The sequence below is a fragment of the Collinsella sp. LCP19S3_F2 genome (assembly GCF_052121015.1).
Taxonomy (GTDB): Bacteria; Actinomycetota; Coriobacteriia; order Coriobacteriales; family Coriobacteriaceae; genus Collinsella.
The window spans coordinates 186,797-202,915 of sequence record NZ_JBQKFA010000002.1 but is presented as its reverse complement, the minus strand read 5'-3'; the positions used below and the strand labels follow the sequence as shown (position 1 = coordinate 202,915).

The window sequence follows — 16,119 nt, the reverse complement described above, 5'->3', positions numbered from 1 at the left end:
ATTTGGCCAAACTGCCCGCGACGGAAGAGGGGCCGCGGGCGTATGAAAGGAGAGCAGCATGCTGTTCGATGTTTGGGGTAGCGATACCCTTATCCACTGGGCCGGCTGGGCGATGGTCTTTATCGGCTTGATCGTACTCAACGAGGTCGGCCGCCGTACCAAGCTCGGCGCGGCCATCATCTTTGGCGTGGCTCCGCTGGCCATGACCATCTACTGCATCGCCATCGCCGTCGGCGTTTCGCAGGGTGCCGAGTGGGCGCTCACCAACCCCACCCATGTATACCAGAACAGCTGGTTCCATTACGCCAAGGTATACGCGGCGCTGGCCGGCTGCTGGGGCTTCATTGCCATTAAGTACCAGTGGGGCAAGATCGGCAAGGCGCATTGGTTCCGCGCATGGCCGTTTGTGATCGTCGCCATCAACATCTTGATTGCCGTCGTGTCCGACTTTGAGAGCGCCTATCACTTCTTTGTCCTGGGCGAGTCCACCTGGGTCACCTCCGAAGGTGCTACGCAGCTGGCCGGCTGGAACAACGTGTTCAACGGCATCGCGGGCATCATCAACATCTTCTGCATGACCGGTTGGTGGAGCGTCTACGCCTCCGAGGACAAGACCGACATGCTGTGGCCCGACATGACCTGGGTCTACATCATCGCCTACGACATCTGGAACTTCTGCTACACCTACAACTGCCTGCCCACCCACTCCTGGTTCTGCGGCTTTGCGCTGCTGCTGGCGCCCACCGTCGCCGCCTTTATCTGGAACAAGGGCGGCTGGATCCAGAACCGCGCCTTTACGCTGGCCATTTGGTGCATGTTTGCCCAGGTGTTCCCCTACTTCCAGGAGGAGTCCATCTTTGTGACGCACTCCACGCTCGACCCCGGCGCCGCCACCGCGGTCTCGATCGTCGCACTGGTAGCCAACATCGCCGCGATCATCTACGTCGCCTACCGTGCCAAGAAGCTCGGCCGCAACCCCTACAAGCAGGATGTCTTTGAGGGCACCAGCGATTGGGAGAAGGCCACTGCCCGTCGCGCCAAGGTTGATTACGCGCACGCCGAGTAACGCGCCTGACGCAAACATCGCTTGAGCACGAAGCGGCATAGCCGGCTCCGCGCAACTCAACGCACTGCAGAGCCCCCGGAATGTGATTCGTTCGCGTTCCGGGGGCTTTTTGCTGCCGCGAGGATGCGGCTGAACGATACGCTCGGGTTAAATCGGATCTTATATTTCGCATGCGCTTTATATGGCTCCATTTTTGGGTACAGTGTTGAGCCGATATTGCATTGGGGGATATATGAGCGATGAGACACGTGGCCGCGAGGATGCGGCCCAGGATGCGGAAGCATGTGCCGAGGCCCTGGAGAGCCTTGACCGGATTGCGTTAGACGAGCTCTCGTTGAGCGATTTGGCCGTCGACGCGCAGGACGAGGTGCGCGAAGGCACTGAGGACGAAGGCAGCGACGCCAAAGACGCTTCTGACGAGGCCGAAGCCGAAGAGGACGATAGCAAGGACGACGTCCAGTCGGAATCCGCCTCGGGAGAAGAGACCGCCCTGCTTGGCAGCTTGCCTGCCGATGACTCGCTCACCCGCGAGCTTCCTGGCCTGGGTTCTGCGCCGGCCGTCGACGAGACCATCGCCATGGGCGATATTCCCCTGCCGTCCGTTCCCTCGGCACGCGAAGCCGAGGCTCGCCATCACAAGATGTCGCCCAAGCGACGCAATTTGATGGTTGCCGGCATCGTTGCCGCCGCGCTCGTTGCCGGCGGCGCGGGCTATGCCACTTGGAACGGATACCAACAAGAACAGGCCGCCGTCGCTGCCGTCAACGCCCACACCATGATGTCGGTGCAGATTGGCGTACATGCCGCAGGGCTCGACTGTTCCACCGGCTCCAAGATTCCCGTGCAGGTGAGCGGGCAAGACTCTGACGGCTCCTCCGTGAGCGAGACGCTCTATGTTGATGAGCACGGTCGCGGTATTAAGCTGCTGCCTGGCGACTATACGCTCTCCATCGCTGGGTCCCCCATCGCAGCCGACGGTACCATTTACACCGTGCCAACCACCAAGGCGCAGGTTAGCGTAAAGAGCGACGGGCAGGACCTGAGCGCTCAGGCATCCTTTAAGCTTAAGGTACCTTCGGCAGACACGGTGACCGACGACCAGATCGATGCCGCGGCCAAGTACGCCGAGGAGGGCGGCGCGAGCTCTGCCGCGGTCGCAAAGGTGCTCCAGCAGGCGGCAACCGCGCGCCGTGACGCCGCCGTCAATGCCATGAGTTCCCGCGAGGCGCAGGCGGCCCGCGACGCCGATGCTCGGCATAAGGCAACGAACCTGTATCAGCTCGATATTCCCGTTGAGTGGTACGGCAAAGTCGCGACTTGGCAAAACGGCAATACGCTGTGCATCTATCTTGCCAGCGACAGCAATACGCCGATCGCGACGCTTGTCGCAGTGCGCGACGGCGAGAGCTTTACGCCCGATAAGGGTGATACGGTTTTAGGTGCGGCAAGCCTTGGCAACGGCTACACGGTCTACGCCAGCGGCCCCGTCTATCCGTATGTGGTGCCCCAGACCATCAACGGGCGTACGCAAGACCCCGTGTCGACCTACCCCATGGACACGGCCATTGAGCTTGTCGAGCTTACAACCGGCAACCGCTATACCTATAGCCAGATCAAGAACGTACTGGTCGGCAAAGACGGCAAGGCCGACGCTGCCACCAAACTCGAGACCGACTACCTCGCCCAGATTCTGATGCCAAGCATCAAGGCCCAAGACTAGCCGGCCGCAGCGAGGGTAGCTAATTTGGGACGGGGCTTTTTTAGCTGCCCCGACCGTTAATCGACTAAACCAGCACATTACCAGCCGGGGCAGCTAAAAAAGCCCCGTCCCAAATTAGCTACCCTGCAGGAGTTAGCGCCACGGATCGGCTTCGAACATCGGCTCGCGCTCGGGGCAGCGATCGCTGTAGGGATCGTAGCCGTCGTCGTCCTCGTTCTCGGCACGGATGTAGGGGTCGCGCGGCTTGGGTGCCTGCTTAGACGCAGGCTTGGGTGCGGCGGGCGCTGACTCAGGCGCCGGTGCGTTCGTCTCGTTCTCGTCTTTCATCTGCATAGCTCCTTGCCATGTACTCATGTTCAACATCATCGATTGTCGCACGAAAAAGGGCGGCGGACCCAATTGGATCCGCCGCCCTTGGCGTTTGGCTCAAAAGGTAGTTTTTAAGGCATGGCCCAACAATCTACTCGGCGTCGGGCACCTCGTAGGTGGCAGACGGCGTGTTATCGCACACGACGGTAAAGGCACCGTCCTTGTCGACGTCAACCGTCACCTGATCGCCCTCGCGCACCGTACCGTCGATGATAGCGGCGGCGATGGCGTCCACGACCTCGCGCTGCACCAGACGCTTGAGCGGACGGGCACCAAAGACCGGGTCCAGACCGCCCACGGCGAGCATCTGCTTGGCCGCCGGGGTGATGGCAAGCGTCATGCGCTCCTTGGCCAGACGTGCGCGGACGTCGGCGAGCTGAATATCGACGATTTTTTCGATCTGCGCCATGCCGAGCGGATGGAACACCACGATATCGTCGATACGGTTGAGGAACTCGGGACGGAAAGTCTGAGCCATGGCCGCGTCAACCTGATGGCGCATCTCCTCCTCGTCCTTGCCCGAAAGATCGGCGATAGCCTTGGAGCCCACGTTGGACGTCATGATGATGATCGTGTTCTTGAAGGACACCTGACGACCCTGACCGTCGGTCAGACGGCCGTCGTCAAGCACCTGCAACAGCACGTTGAAGACATCTGGATGGGCCTTCTCCATCTCGTCGAGCAAGATCACGGAGTACGGGCGACGGCGCACGGCCTCGGTGAGCTGTCCACCCTCGTCGTAGCCCACGTATCCCGGGGGCGCACCGATCAGACGCTGAACGCTGAACTTCTCCATGTACTCGGACATGTCGATACGCACGAGCGCGCGCTCGTCATCGAACAGGCACTCGGCCAGCGCCTTGGCGAGTTCGGTCTTGCCCACACCGGTGGGGCCCAGGAAGAAGAAGCTGCCGATGGGCTTGTCCGGATCGGAGAGGCCCGCACGGCTACGGCGCACGGCCGCGGCGACGGCGGAGACGGCCTCATCCTGGCCGATGACGCGCTTATGCAGCTCGCCTTCCAAGCCCTTCAGCTTGTCGAGCTCACCCTGCATCATCTTGGAGACGGGCACACCGGTCCAGGCGCTCACGACCTCGGCGATCTCATCGGAGGTCACCTGCTCGTTGAGGCCTTCACCGTCCTGCTGCTTTTGTGCCTCGAGCGCGGCCTCGGAATCCTGAATCTGCTGCTGCAGACCCGGAATCACGGAGTAACGCAGCTCGGACGCACGGCCCAAGTCTCCGTTGCGCGTCGCACGTTCCTCTTCGCTCTTGGCCTCATCGAGCTGGCCCTTGAGCTCCTGCACATGGTCGATGGCGTTCTTTTGGTTGAGCCAACCGGCCTTTTGCACGTTGAGCTTTTCCTGGATCTCGGCGATTTCCTGGCGCAGGGTCTCCAGACGCTCCTTGGAGGCGTCGTCGGTCTCCTTCATGAGCGCCTGTTCCTCGATCTGCAGCTGGGTGAGCTGACGCGTGGTGGCGTCGATCTCGACCGGCATGCTGTCGAGCTCCATGCGCAGGCGGCTTGCCGCCTCATCGACCAGGTCGATGGCCTTGTCGGGCAGGAAGCGGTCGGCGATGTAACGATCGGAGAGGTCGGCGGCGGCCACGAGCGCGCTATCGGTAATGTGCACGCCGTGGAAGATCTCGTACTTCTCCTTGAGGCCACGCAGAATCGAGATGGTGTCCTCGACGGTAGGCTCGGAGACCATAACGGTCTGGAAACGACGGGCGAGCGCCGCGTCCTTCTCGATGTACTTGCGGTATTCGTCGAGCGTGGTCGCGCCGATCGCGTGCAGGTCGCCGCGGGCGAGCGCCGGTTTGAGGATGTTGCCGGCGTCCATGGAGCCCTCGGTGGCACCCGCGCCCACAATGGTGTGGAGCTCATCGATGAACAGGATGACCTTGCCTTCGGACTTCTGTACTTCCTTGAGCACGGCCTTCAAGCGGTCCTCGAACTCGCCGCGGTACTTGGCACCGGCGACCAGCGCGCTCATGTCGAGCTCGATGAGGTCGCGGTCGCGCAGCGTGCTCGGCACGTCGCCGGCCACGATACGCTGGGCGATGCCCTCGACGATGGCCGTTTTACCGACACCCGGCTCACCGATGAGCACGGGGTTGTTCTTGGTGCGGCGGGACAGGACCTGGATGGTACGGCGAATCTCGTCGGTACGGCCGATGACCGGGTCGAGCTTGCCGGCGCGGGCCAGGTCGCAGATGTTGCGGCCGTACTGCTCCAGCGCCTCAAACTGAGTCTTGTCCTCGGCGGACGTCACGCGGTCATCGCCGCGCAGCTCCTCGTAGACCTGCTCGATACGCTCCTTGGTAACGCCGGCGTCGCGCAGCACGCGGCCCGCCTCACCTTTGTCCTCGGCAAGTGCCATCAGCAGATGCTCGGTCACTACAAAGCTGTCGCCCATCTTGGTGGCCTTTTTCTCGGCCTTCTCGATGACGCGGACGAGCTCGTTGGACAGGCCCATCTGCTGGCCCTCGCCCGAAACCTTGGGTGCGCGGTCGATGGCATCTTGCGTGGAGTGTGCAAGCTGGGCTGGGTCGGCGCCGATGCGCTCGATAATCACGGAGATATTGCGCTCGCCGGCACCGAGCAGGGCGGACAGCAGGTGAATCGGCTCCACCGCGCCGGCCTGTGCGTCGGCAGCCGTGCTCATGGCGGTCTGCAACGCCTCGCGCGACGTCATTGCTAGCTTATCGATTCTCATGGAATCACCTCTCTTGGGGCGGCCGCCCTACGGGGCGGCTTCACGTTGTCCGAGAAGTATTGTTGCCAGCTTTGTACGATCTTATACACAAATCTAAGTCTCTATATATAAGATTTTCTGAGTGATTAAGCGATAGGGAGCAGGCACGCTCACCCGCTGCGGCCTCGTCCCCTTACTATCTCAATCTGTAACATCTAGCGACTGTTTATGGCTCCAGATGTTACAAATCAAGATGAAATGGCCAGCGTCACCCGTTTGTCTCAATCTGTAACATCTACTCGGCAAATAGAGCTCTATCTGTTACAAATCGAGACGAACAGAAGACACCCGAATCGAAAATCTAAATCTGTAACACCAGGCCCACTTTTAGCGGCCAAGATGTTACAGGTCGAGACAAACCGAGAACCGCCACAAAGGTGCCTGTCCCCTTTGTGGCGGTTCTCGACAAAAAAGAAGCCGCCCCATTAACAGAGGCGGCATCAAGCAAGTCTATTTATTAGCGTCCCTCAAGACCCAACGAGAACGCAGAAATGTAGCCCGGGGCTTATCCTTTCCCGAACGCGACCCTCGCGAAGCGCGTGAGCGGGCGGGAAAGGATAAGCCCCGGGCGGACAATTAAGTGCGTTACTCGGCAGCGGCCTTGAACTTGTTGTAGTTGATCAGGCAGCCGGCCTTGACGATGGCACGCTCCTCAGCCGTCATATCGGCAATGTAGAGCTCAATCTGCTCGACCGCACCGTCGGCGCGCACCACGTAGGCGGCGATGCCCTTTAGGTCACCGTCGAGCGCGGCGCGGATACCCGGCACAAAGACGTAGTCGCCCACCTCAAAGTTGGGCTCGGCCTCCATCTGGAAGGGCACCATGCCCCAGTTCATCACGTTGGAGCGATAGCGCTTGGTGGCGTACTCATGGACGATGTTGGCCAGGCCGCCGATCACGCGCTGGCAGCTCGCGGCCTGCTCGCGGGCAGAACCGTCACCGGGCTTCTTGGCATAGAGCATGGAGCCGTACTCGGTCGCCTTGGCGTCGGCAGCGACACCCGCGCCGGCCAGTGCCTCAAACACACCAGCAAGCTCGGCATCGAGCGCGGCCAAGTCGCCCGCGGCCTCGCCGGCAACGCGGCGCTTCTCCACCGCGTCGACCTCCTTGGAGCGGCCCACGTAGGCAGGGTCGCGGCGGCTGAGTGTAAACTCTGCCAGGCCCAGCGGGTTGGAGCGGAAGGAGCTCGTCTCGCCCGAAGGAATGAGCTCGTCGGTCGTGGTGACCGGGTCCATGATCTTGGAGCACACCTTGAGCAGAATGTCGTCGCCGAGAGGCTCCATCGCGGGCCACGGCTTGATGTTGGGACCCTCGACCAGCTCGTCGGCAGGCTCAGCCTTGCCAAAGCCCCAGTACACACGCTTTTTGTACGGCGCGTCGTCAAAGGTGTACTCGCAGGCCTCGTCCCAAGTCTCCTCGGGCAGGTCGGTCGCCGGCGTCAGGACGCCGCCGTTGGCAGCTGTCGCCGCAATGGAGCGAGCGTCCATCAGGGCCACGGCGCTCAGCTGACCATTGCCCGGCTTGGAACCCTCGCGGTTGGGGAAGTTGCGCGTGGTGTGGCGGATGGACAGGCCGTTGTTGGCAGGCGTGTCGCCGGCGCCAAAGCACGGACCGCAGAACGCCGTGCGCACGATCGCGCCGGCCTCCATAAGGTCGTAGATATAGCCACGGCGCGTAAGTTCGAGCGCCACGGGCTGGCTCGTGGGATAGACCGACAGCGAGAACTCGCCGCAGCCGGTGTTGGCGCCCTTGAGCACGCGGGCAGCCTGGACCACGGAGTCGTAGTTGCCGCCCGAGCAGCCGGCGATAACGCCCTGTTGCACGTGAAGCTTGCCGTCGACGATCTTGTCGAGCAGGCTAAAGTGCGTCTTGCCCTCGCCGATCTTGGCGGCCTCGAGCTCCACCTCATGCAGGATGTCCTCGAGGTTCTCGTTGAGCTCCTCGATCTCAAAGCCGTTGGAAGGATGGAATGGCAGCGCGATCATGGGCTTGATGCTCGACAGATCGACCTCGACGCAACCGTCGTAGTAGGCGACATCGGCGGGCTTGAGCTCGCGGTAGTCGTCGCCGCGACCGTGCATGGCCAAAAACGCGTGCGTGTCCTCGTCGGTGGCCCAGATGCTCGACAGGCAGGTGGTCTCGGTGGTCATGACGTCGACGCCGTTGCGGTAATCGGTCGTCATGCTCGCGATACCCGGGCCCACAAACTCCATGACCTTGTTCTTGACATAGCCCTTGGCAAAGACGGCACGGATGATGGCGAGCGCCACGTCGTGCGGGCCGACGCCGGGACGCGGGGCGCCCGTGAGGTAGATAGCGACGACGCCGGGATAGGCAACGTCGTAGGTATCGCGCAGCAACTGCTTTGCCAGCTCGCCGCCGCCCTCGCCCACGGCCATGGTGCCCAGGGCGCCATAGCGGGTGTGCGAGTCGGAGCCCAGGATCATCTTGCCGCAACCGGCGAAGTTCTCGCGCATAAAGGAGTGGATGACGGCGATGTGCGGCGGGACGAAGATGCCGCCGTACTTTTTGGCCGCGGAAAGGCCAAAGACGTGGTCGTCCTCATTGATGGTGCCGCCCACGGCGCACAGCGAGTTATGGCAGTTGGTGAGCACGTAGGGCAGCGGGAACTGCTCCATGCCCGAGGCGCGCGCCGTCTGGATGATGCCGACAAAGGTGATGTCGTGGCTCGCCATGGCATCGAAGCGAATCTTGAGCGCCTCGGGGTCGCCGGACGTATTGTGTGCCTGGAGGATCGAATACGCGATGGTACCGCGCTTGGCATCCTCGGGCGTCTGCGTAATACCGCGCTCGGCAGCCTCGGCCGCAGGCACAACCTCGCTGCCGCCGCGCAGGTAGATGCCGTCCTCGTACAGCTTGACCATACTGTCTCCCACTCTGCCCAAAAGATTTGGGCGCATAGCATGCATTCGTTCAATATCGTGCCATAGAACGGTTGCGAATGGGTTACGAATCTACACGTTCACTTTATCTCGGTAAAGTACAGGACGAGCCCGATGTGGGTCAGCAGATTTGGTGCAAGAGCGTCCCTTACGACTAGTCATTTAAGAACGTCCCCAATGACTACTCCGGCAACACCGATGTTTTGGCAACGACAGCGAGCGGGCCCCAATGACTACCAACGACTACCGCATCCGGAGCAAGGCAACGCCGCAGGTAGAGGACGGACAGCGAGCGGGCCGCATTTCCAAAGTGAGGAACGTCCCCAAGTGCCGCATCCGGACCATGGCAACGCCGCAGGTAGAGGACGGACAGCGAGCGACGTCCAGAGCGAACAAGTTGGCATGAAAAAGGCAAGGCATAGACCTTCTGGTCATGCCTTGCCTTTTGAATGACAAATTGTCGCTCTGGGCGGCGCGCAGCGTCGACCGGTCCGCCGTTCGTTAGAACGGCGGAACCTAGAGACCCCCGCCGGCTCCCAGTAGCTTGCGCATGACCTGTTCGGGATTAACCGAGCCATCGCGCGGGGCCAGGGAGGTGATCTTCTTCTGCATCTTGTACTCGTGCAGCTCGTCCTCGAGCTGGCGCATGCGGGCGCGGAGCTTTTCGTTCTCGCGCTCGCGCTCCTCGGCACGCTCCTTCATATCGAGGATACGCACCACGCCGGCAAGGTTGATGCCCTCGTCGGTCAGCTGGTTGATGAGCTCCAGGCGCTCGATATCGGCACGCGAATACAGGCGCGTGTTGCCGCCCGAGCGCTGGGGGTTCACCAGGCCCTTGGACTCGTAGACGCGCAGAGTCTGCGGATGCATGCCGGTCAGCTCGGCCGCCACGCTGATCATGTACAGCGGTTTGTTCCTATTGTCCTCGGCCATGCTACCTGACCCCTTTCCGTCTCGTTATCGTCCATCATAAGCCCGCGGGCGTGGGCGTGCACCGCGACCGCCCTAGAACGTCGCCTTGTAACGGTTGACCTTCTCGCGGTAGTCGCGCGTGTCGGCCTCGCGCAGCTTGGTCATGGCATCGCGCTCGTCATCGGATAGGTTCGTGGGAACCTGTACCTTGATCTCGACGAGCAGCGCGCCCGTACGGCCACGGTGCTTAACGTCGGGCGCCCCCATCTCCTTAAAGCGGAACTTCTTGCCCGTCTGGGTACCCGCAGGCACTTTCAAACGGACCGTCGCACCGACGGGCGTGGGCACGTCCACCGTGCAGCCGAGCGCCGCCTCGTAGACCGAGACCGGTACCTCCATGGTCACGTCGGCGCCTTTGCGCTTAAACAGCGGGTGCTCCTCCACATGCGTGGTCACGACCAGGTCGCCGCGCTCGCCACCGGCGACGCCATACTCGCCGCGACGCTTGTAGCGTAGCTTGCCGCCGTCGACCGCGCCCGCGGGCACCGAGACCGTAATGGTCTGCTGCTCGCCTGTCGAGGGAATGCGATAGGTGACCTTGTGCGTCACGCCGCGAAACGCGTCCTCGGCCGTCACATCGACGGTCAGCGACAGGTCGCCGCCCTTGCGAGCGCGGCTGCGACCCGCGCCGGCACCGGCAGCGCCCGCAGCCCCGGCAAAGCCCGAGCCCCAATCGCTGCCCCAGGCGCCGTTGCCGCTAAAGATGCTGTCGAAGATGTCGCCCCAGCCGCTGGCACCCGCGCCGGCACCGTAGCCGCCGCCATACGCGCCGCCTGCGCCCGGCATGCCGCCAAACATGAGCATCTGGTCGTACTCTTTGCGCTTCTTCTCGTCCGAAAGCGTCTCGTAGGCCTCGCTGATCTCCTTGAACTTGGCCTCGTCGCCGCCGGCGTCAGGGTGATATTTTTGCGCGAGCTTGCGAAACGCGCTCTTGATCTCTTTGTCGGAGGCGCTCTTGGATACGCCCAGGATGTCATAGAAGGTTTTGCCTGCAGCCATCGTAGCTCCTCTCCTGTTTTATCCGTCGCCCAGCGGGCGGCGGTTCATGCTTTCATATGGCACTAGGCCAGAAAGGGCCCCGGGTGTTGCCCCGGGGCCCTTCTCAATTACTCCTCGGCGCTCTCGGCCGTATCGGCCGCAGCATCCTCGGGCGCCGCTTCGGGCTCCGGTGCGGGGCGCTTTTCGCCACCGTAGGTCACCGTCACCATCGCGGAACGCAGGATGCGGTCCGCCATGCGGTAGCCCTTCTGGTACACGTCGTTGACGGTCTCGTCGTACTGCGACGAGTCCTCGACGCGACCCACAGCCTGGTGCTCGAGCGGATCGAACGCCTCGCCCTTGGGGTCGATGGGCTCAACGCCCTCGTGCGCAAACACATCGAGTAGCTTGGCATGCACCGCGTCGACGCCGTCGACGAACTGCTTAAAGTCGTCGGCAAGCTCTTGGCTGCGGGCATGGTCGATCGCGCGCTCGATATCGTCGACCACCGGCAGCAGCGCAGTGACAAGCTTCTCGGTCGCGCGCTCACGCTCGGCGATACGCTCGCTGGCGGTGCGGCGACGGAAGTTCTCCCAGTCGGCCTGCAGACGGGCGGTGCGCTCGGTGGCGTCCTTCGCCTTGTCCTCGGCAGCCTTCTGAGCCTCTGTCGCAGCATCGAGCTCATTGCGCACGTCGGCAAGCTCCTTCTGGGCCTGCTCGAACTTGAGCTTAAAGTCGTTGTCGGCGGCTTCCTCACCGGCGCGGATAGCGGCTTCCACCATCTCGTCCTCGGTCATCGTCGCCTCCTTGTTGGAATCCTCTACCTGGTTCTCGACAGCCTCGGCGGCCTCGGCCTCGTTGGCCTCGGTATCGTCGACGGCCTCTACGGGAATCTTCACGTCCTTCTCCTCAGAGTCAACGGGGGCGGCTCCAACGGCAGCCGCCTCCGTGCGAGCTTTACGGGCGGACATGATTACTTGTCCTCGTCGTCCACAACCTCGTAGTCAGCGTCGACGACGTCATCGTCGGCAGGCTGGGCGCCGGCGGCACCGTCGGTCTGCTGCTGGGCGTCGGCGTAGACAACCTGAGCCAGCTCGTAGGCCACGGACTGCAGGGACTCGCCGGCGGCCTTGATGGCCTCGACGTCAGAGCCCTCGAGCGCCTTCTTGGCATCGGCGATAGCGGCCTCGGCCTTGGACTTCACGTCGGCGGAAACCTTGTCGCCCAGCTCGTTGAGGGTCTGCTCGGTGGAGTAGCACAGGCTGTCGGTCTGGTTGCGGACCTCGACCTCTTCCTTCTGCTTCTTGTCCTCCTCGGCATGAGCCTCGGCGTCCTTGACCATACGATCGACTTCTTCGTCGGACAGAGCGGTGGAGCCGGAGATGGTGATCTGCTGCTCCTTGCCGGTGCCCTTGTCCTTAGCGGAGACCTTGACGATGCCGTTGGCGTCGATGTCGAAGGTGACCTCGATCTGCGGCACGCCGCGGCGGGCAGCCGGGATACCGGTCAGCTGGAACTTACCGAGCGACTTGTTGTCGCGGGCAAGTTCGCGCTCGCCCTGGAGCACGTTGATCTCGACGCTGGTCTGGTTGTCGGCAGCGGTGGAGTAGACCTCGGTCTTGGAGGTCGGAATCGTGGTGTTGCGGTCGATCATCTTGGTCATGATGCCGCCCATGGTCTCGACGCCCAGCGACAGCGGGGTAACGTCGAGCAGCAGGATGCCCTCGACGTCGCCGGTGAGCACGCCGCCCTGGACGGCAGCGCCGTCGGCAACGACCTCGTCGGGGTTCACGGACATGTTGGGCTGCTTGCCGGTCATGGTCTTGACGAGCTCCTGGACGGCGGGCATACGGGTGGAGCCGCCGACGAGGATGACCTCGGTCAGATCGGAGAGCTTAAGGTTAGCGTCGCGCAGGGCGTTGGTGACAGGCTGCTTGCAGCGCTCGAGCAGGTCACGGGTGATCTTCTCGAACTCGGCGCGGGTCAGCGTGTAGTTGAGGTGCAGCGGGCCGGACTGGTTCATGGTGATGAACGGCAGGTTGATAGTGGACTGCTGGGCGGCGGAGAGCTCCTTCTTGGCGTTCTCGGCGGCCTCCTTCAGACGCTGCAGGGCCATGGGGTCCTGACGCAAGTCGACACCGTTCTCCTGCTGGAACTTATCGGCCATCCAGTCGATGACGCGCTGATCCCAGTCGTCGCCGCCCAGGTGGTTGTCGCCCGAGGTGGACAGAACCTCAAACACGCCGTCGGCGAGGTCGAGGATGGAGACGTCGAAGGTACCGCCGCCCAGGTCGAAGACCAGGATGCGCTGGTCGGAGCCCTGCTTGTCCAGGCCATAGGCCAAAGCGGCAGCGGTCGGCTCGTTGACGATACGCTTAACGTTGAGGCCGGCGATCTTACCGGCGTCCTTGGTGGCCTGGCGCTGGGCGTCGTTGAAGTAGGCCGGGACGGTGATGACGGCGTCGGTGACGGTCTCGCCCAGATACTTCTCGGCGTCGGCCTTCATCTTTGCGAGCGTCATGGCGCTCACCTGCTCGGCGGTGTATTCCTTGCCCTCGATGTCGACGACGGCACGGCCACCCTGGCCCTCCTTGACCTCATACGGCACGGTCTTGAGCTCGGAGGTGCACTCGGAGTACTTGCGGCCCATGAAGCGCTTGATGGAGAACACGGTGTTCTTGGGGTTGGTGACCGCCTGGTTCTTAGCGGCCTTGCCCACGACGCGGTCGCCGTCGGCACGGAAGCCCACGACAGACGGGGTGGTGCGGTCGCCCTCGGCGTTCACGATGATGGTCGGAGAACCGCCCTCGAGAACGGCCATTGCGGAGTTAGTAGTACCAAGGTCGATACCAAGAATCTTGCCCATTAGAAATTCCCTCTCTCTTGTGCGTTTGCACCGACTCGGCGGTCTGCCAAGCGGTCTTTCGGCTTGTCTTTCAGGATGTAGTGTATCCCCTTATGGACCGGAATATACAAAATCTAAGTCAATTCATATAAGATTTCTTATCACTTAGAGTTTAGGTTCTCGAATGCGCAGGTAGATGCGCTGATTGAGTTCTCGGCAAATCTATCGAGATCTATGTAGAGATGGCTGAGGTTTGGGCCGGGGGTGCTTGGGGCTGCTTTACGGAAAGCTCGTCCCGGTTTGAGCGTGGATTCCGGGTCGTAGTTTCCGTCTGAAGGCTCGACCGGAAACCGTATCCCGTTTTGAGAGCTAATACCGGGTCGCAGTTTCCGCTAGCGGGCCCAACCGGAAACTGCGACCCGTTTTTCGACCAGATAACGGGATGCGCTTTCCGAAAGCCCACTCAATTGCTCAATAATTCGAGTCACCTTTAGCTAACATTTGCACAGCTCACCAGCCTCACCTGTGCGTTTCTTAGTAAGCCTTGGCATACTCGGCGAATGGTATGAAGATGCCGGCCAGAGGGTATTGCAAACGGTCGCTCACGTGGTATGTTTTTGCCCGAATCAAACCGGCGCGCATCGCCTGTAGCGTCGGTCAACAGAGAGGAAACTACCATGGCTCATCCCGTAATTGATGCCGACGAGTGCATCGCTTGTGGCGTTTGCGTCGACTCCTGCCCCGCTGGCGTTCTGGAGCTCCAGGACGTCGCTACCGTTGCTGACGAGGACTCCTGCGTCGCCTGTGGCGCTTGCCAGGACGCTTGCCCCGCCGGCGCGATCACCGAGATCGTCGAGGAGTAACAACTCCCCCACTTGCACACTCACAAGTACACCGTGCACAAAAAAGGAGGCCTCCGCATCGCCGCAGAGGCCTCTTTTTTGTGCGGATAGCTAATTTGGCACCGTCGCAGGTTGAGCATAAGTCAGCGAAAACGCCCCTAAGCGAGCAAGGTGACGTGAAAGAGAAGGGAAGCGTACTTTTGTACGCGACCGACGATTGAACGTCAGATTGCCGCTTAGGGGCGTTTGCAGCGTCGGCTACGATAGATCGTCTTCGTAGGGCATCAGGTCTGCCAGATAGCCCCTCTCCTTGAGCATAGCCTCGATCTCGTCGAGGGTTTGCTCATCCTCTGCCGCGATGCGATGGAAGTGATAGCCGCTCGTCACCGTTAGTAGTGGAAAGCTCTTGCCGCTCTCGATATCGTGCAGGTAGCGCTCAACATCGCGACGATTGCGGATGTCCAGGTCGGCCGTGATCTTACCGTACACGCGGTGGTTGACGATTACGTTGAGCACGGCGCCTCCGGCGTCGACGATACTCGTGAGCTCATCGCCTGCCTGCTCCACGCTATGGCGAACCTTGACCAGGCGCGTGGGCACGGCGGGGCTGCTGGGGGCCTCCTGCAGCACGTAGCCGCGATTGGTCGCCACGATATCGTGCCCATCGGCGCGCAGCAGGGCGATGTCTTGCACGACAACCTGGCGGCTAACACCCACCTCGCGAGCAAGCGTACTGCCGGAGACGGGGTCTTTGGCTCGTTCGAGCACGCCCATGATGGCACGGCGACGCTCGCGGGCGTCCATTATTTACCGTCCAGCAGACGCAGGTGCTTAAGCGAGAGGTCGAGAATCGGCGCAGAGTGCGTCAACGCCCCCGAGCTAATAAAGTCAACGCCCAGGTCGGCAAGCGCACGGATATTGCTGGCATCCACGTTGCCCGAACACTCGGTCTTGGCGCGACCGGCAATAAGCTCAATCGCGGCAGCCATGTCATCGTGGGTCATGTTGTCGAGCATGATGATGTCGGCGCCGGCCTCCACGGCCTCGCGCACCATGTCCAGGTTCTCGCACTCGATCTCGACCGTCGCGGTAAACGATGCATGGGCGCGCGCCATCTCGATCGCACGCGTCACGCCGCCGGCGGCATCGATGTGGTTGTCCTTGAGCATGACGGCCGTCGACAGGTTGTAGCGGTGGTTGCTGCCGCCGCCGATCTCGACCGCGGCCTTCTCGAAGACGCGCATACCCGGCGTGGTCTTGCGCGTGTCGACGAGCACGGTCTTGGTGCCCTCGAGCGCCGCAGCCATCTGGTGCGTATAGGTAGCGATACCGCTCATGCGCTGCAGGTAGTTGAGCGCCACGCGCTCGCCCGAAAGCAGCACGCGCGCATCGCCGCGTACCTGGCCCACGTGGTCGCCGGCGTGCACCTCGTCGCCATCGGCAACATCAAACAGCACCGAGCTCTGCGAATCCAGCAGCTCAAAGGTACGAGCGAACACATCCAGGCCTGCGATGATGCCATCGGCCTTGGCGATGAGCTCCACCGTGGCGGGACGCGCCGTGGGGCACACGCTTGCCGTGCTCACGTCCTCAAACGTAATGTCCTCGCGCAGAGCCTGCAGAATCAGATCATCGACGACGAGCTTCATGGTAATGGGGTTCATG

Annotated in this window: 12 protein-coding genes; 3 read left to right on the top strand and 9 right to left on the bottom strand. The window is 62.1% G+C overall.

The window, feature by feature from the left end; all coding sequences use genetic code 11:
• Positions 1-58: 58 nt before the first annotated feature.
• Together ACTQX9_RS02545 and ACTQX9_RS02540 are read left to right on the top strand one after the other, a co-directional pair.
• Positions 59-1,066 (top strand): DUF5692 family protein, encoded by a 1,008-nt coding sequence (locus tag ACTQX9_RS02545; RefSeq protein WP_154518417.1) that lies wholly within the window; start codon positions 59-61, stop codon positions 1,064-1,066.
• A gap of 232 nt (positions 1,067-1,298) precedes the next feature.
• Positions 1,299-2,786 (top strand): hypothetical protein, encoded by a 1,488-nt coding sequence (locus ACTQX9_RS02540; protein ID WP_441540399.1) that lies wholly within the window; start codon positions 1,299-1,301, stop codon positions 2,784-2,786.
• A 132-nt stretch (positions 2,787-2,918) separates the two neighbouring features.
• Here the strand turns inward: ACTQX9_RS02540 and ACTQX9_RS02535 are convergent, their stop codons facing one another.
• The 7 genes from ACTQX9_RS02535 to dnaK all read right to left on the bottom strand — a co-directional run bounded on the left by ACTQX9_RS02535 (position 2,919) and on the right by dnaK (position 13,633).
• The gene (locus ACTQX9_RS02535) at positions 2,919-3,113 is read right to left on the bottom strand and encodes a hypothetical protein (RefSeq protein ID WP_441540398.1); all 195 of its coding nucleotides are present in this window, start codon (positions 3,111-3,113) and stop codon (positions 2,919-2,921) included.
• Positions 3,114-3,246: 133 nt separating this feature from the next.
• Complete coding sequence (clpB, locus tag ACTQX9_RS02530; protein WP_441015378.1) at positions 3,247-5,874, bottom strand: ATP-dependent chaperone ClpB; 2,628 nt, start codon at positions 5,872-5,874, stop codon at positions 3,247-3,249.
• Positions 5,875-6,498: 624 nt separating this feature from the next.
• The gene (locus tag ACTQX9_RS02525; RefSeq protein WP_441540397.1) at positions 6,499-8,799 is read right to left on the bottom strand and encodes a hydratase; all 2,301 of its coding nucleotides are present in this window, start codon (positions 8,797-8,799) and stop codon (positions 6,499-6,501) included.
• A gap of 534 nt (positions 8,800-9,333) precedes the next feature.
• A complete protein-coding gene (locus tag ACTQX9_RS02520) occupies positions 9,334-9,750 on the bottom strand; it encodes a heat shock protein transcriptional repressor HspR (RefSeq protein ID WP_441540396.1) in 417 nt (138 codons plus the stop codon).
• Positions 9,751-9,822: 72 nt separating this feature from the next.
• Positions 9,823-10,788, bottom strand: coding sequence for a DnaJ C-terminal domain-containing protein (locus tag ACTQX9_RS02515; protein WP_441540395.1), 966 nt, complete (start codon positions 10,786-10,788; stop codon positions 9,823-9,825).
• Positions 10,789-10,895: 107 nt separating this feature from the next.
• Positions 10,896-11,738 (bottom strand): nucleotide exchange factor GrpE, encoded by an 843-nt coding sequence (locus tag ACTQX9_RS02510; RefSeq protein WP_441537702.1) that lies wholly within the window; start codon positions 11,736-11,738, stop codon positions 10,896-10,898.
• Positions 11,739-11,740: 2 nt separating this feature from the next.
• The gene (dnaK, locus tag ACTQX9_RS02505) at positions 11,741-13,633 is read right to left on the bottom strand and encodes a molecular chaperone DnaK (RefSeq protein WP_154518137.1); all 1,893 of its coding nucleotides are present in this window, start codon (positions 13,631-13,633) and stop codon (positions 11,741-11,743) included.
• A 590-nt stretch (positions 13,634-14,223) separates the two neighbouring features.
• Between dnaK and ACTQX9_RS02500 the strand changes: the two genes are divergently transcribed.
• On the top strand, positions 14,224-14,475 hold the full coding sequence (locus ACTQX9_RS02500) for an indolepyruvate ferredoxin oxidoreductase subunit alpha (RefSeq protein ID WP_158564522.1): 252 nt from the start codon (positions 14,224-14,226) through the stop codon (positions 14,473-14,475).
• 237 nt (positions 14,476-14,712) lie between these two features.
• Here ACTQX9_RS02500 and ACTQX9_RS02495 read toward each other — a convergent pair whose 3' ends face one another.
• Positions 14,713-15,258, bottom strand: coding sequence for a transcription repressor NadR (locus ACTQX9_RS02495; RefSeq protein WP_441537703.1), 546 nt, complete (start codon positions 15,256-15,258; stop codon positions 14,713-14,715).
• The gene (nadC, locus tag ACTQX9_RS02490; protein WP_427719300.1) at positions 15,258-16,118 is read right to left on the bottom strand and encodes a carboxylating nicotinate-nucleotide diphosphorylase; all 861 of its coding nucleotides are present in this window, start codon (positions 16,116-16,118) and stop codon (positions 15,258-15,260) included. The genes ACTQX9_RS02495 and nadC overlap by 1 nt, the downstream gene beginning before the upstream one ends.
• Between the last annotated feature and the right edge of the window lies 1 nt (position 16,119).

What these genes read in the sequence shown, in the direction of transcription:
- ACTQX9_RS02535 (WP_441540398.1), bottom strand. Translation starts at nt 3,113, where the DNA reads ATGAAAGACGAGAACGAGACGAACGCACCGGCGCCTGAGTCAGCGCCC.
- ACTQX9_RS02515 (WP_441540395.1), bottom strand. Translation starts at nt 10,788, where the DNA reads ATGGCTGCAGGCAAAACCTTCTATGACATCCTGGGCGTATCCAAGAGC.
- clpB (WP_441015378.1), bottom strand. Translation starts at nt 5,874, where the DNA reads ATGAGAATCGATAAGCTAGCAATGACGTCGCGCGAGGCGTTGCAGACC.
- ACTQX9_RS02495 (WP_441537703.1), bottom strand. Translation starts at nt 15,258, where the DNA reads ATGGACGCCCGCGAGCGTCGCCGTGCCATCATGGGCGTGCTCGAACGA.
- ACTQX9_RS02500 (WP_158564522.1), top strand. Translation starts at nt 14,224, where the DNA reads ATGTTTTTGCCCGAATCAAACCGGCGCGCATCGCCTGTAGCGTCGGTC.
- ACTQX9_RS02510 (WP_441537702.1), bottom strand. Translation starts at nt 11,738, where the DNA reads ATGTCCGCCCGTAAAGCTCGCACGGAGGCGGCTGCCGTTGGAGCCGCC.
- dnaK (WP_154518137.1), bottom strand. Translation starts at nt 13,633, where the DNA reads ATGGGCAAGATTCTTGGTATCGACCTTGGTACTACTAACTCCGCAATG.
- ACTQX9_RS02520 (WP_441540396.1), bottom strand. Translation starts at nt 9,750, where the DNA reads ATGGCCGAGGACAATAGGAACAAACCGCTGTACATGATCAGCGTGGCG.
- ACTQX9_RS02545 (WP_154518417.1), top strand. Translation starts at nt 59, where the DNA reads ATGCTGTTCGATGTTTGGGGTAGCGATACCCTTATCCACTGGGCCGGC.
- ACTQX9_RS02525 (WP_441540397.1), bottom strand. Translation starts at nt 8,799, where the DNA reads ATGGTCAAGCTGTACGAGGACGGCATCTACCTGCGCGGCGGCAGCGAG.
- nadC (WP_427719300.1), bottom strand. Translation starts at nt 16,118, where the DNA reads ATGAACCCCATTACCATGAAGCTCGTCGTCGATGATCTGATTCTGCAG.
- ACTQX9_RS02540 (WP_441540399.1), top strand. Translation starts at nt 1,299, where the DNA reads ATGAGCGATGAGACACGTGGCCGCGAGGATGCGGCCCAGGATGCGGAA.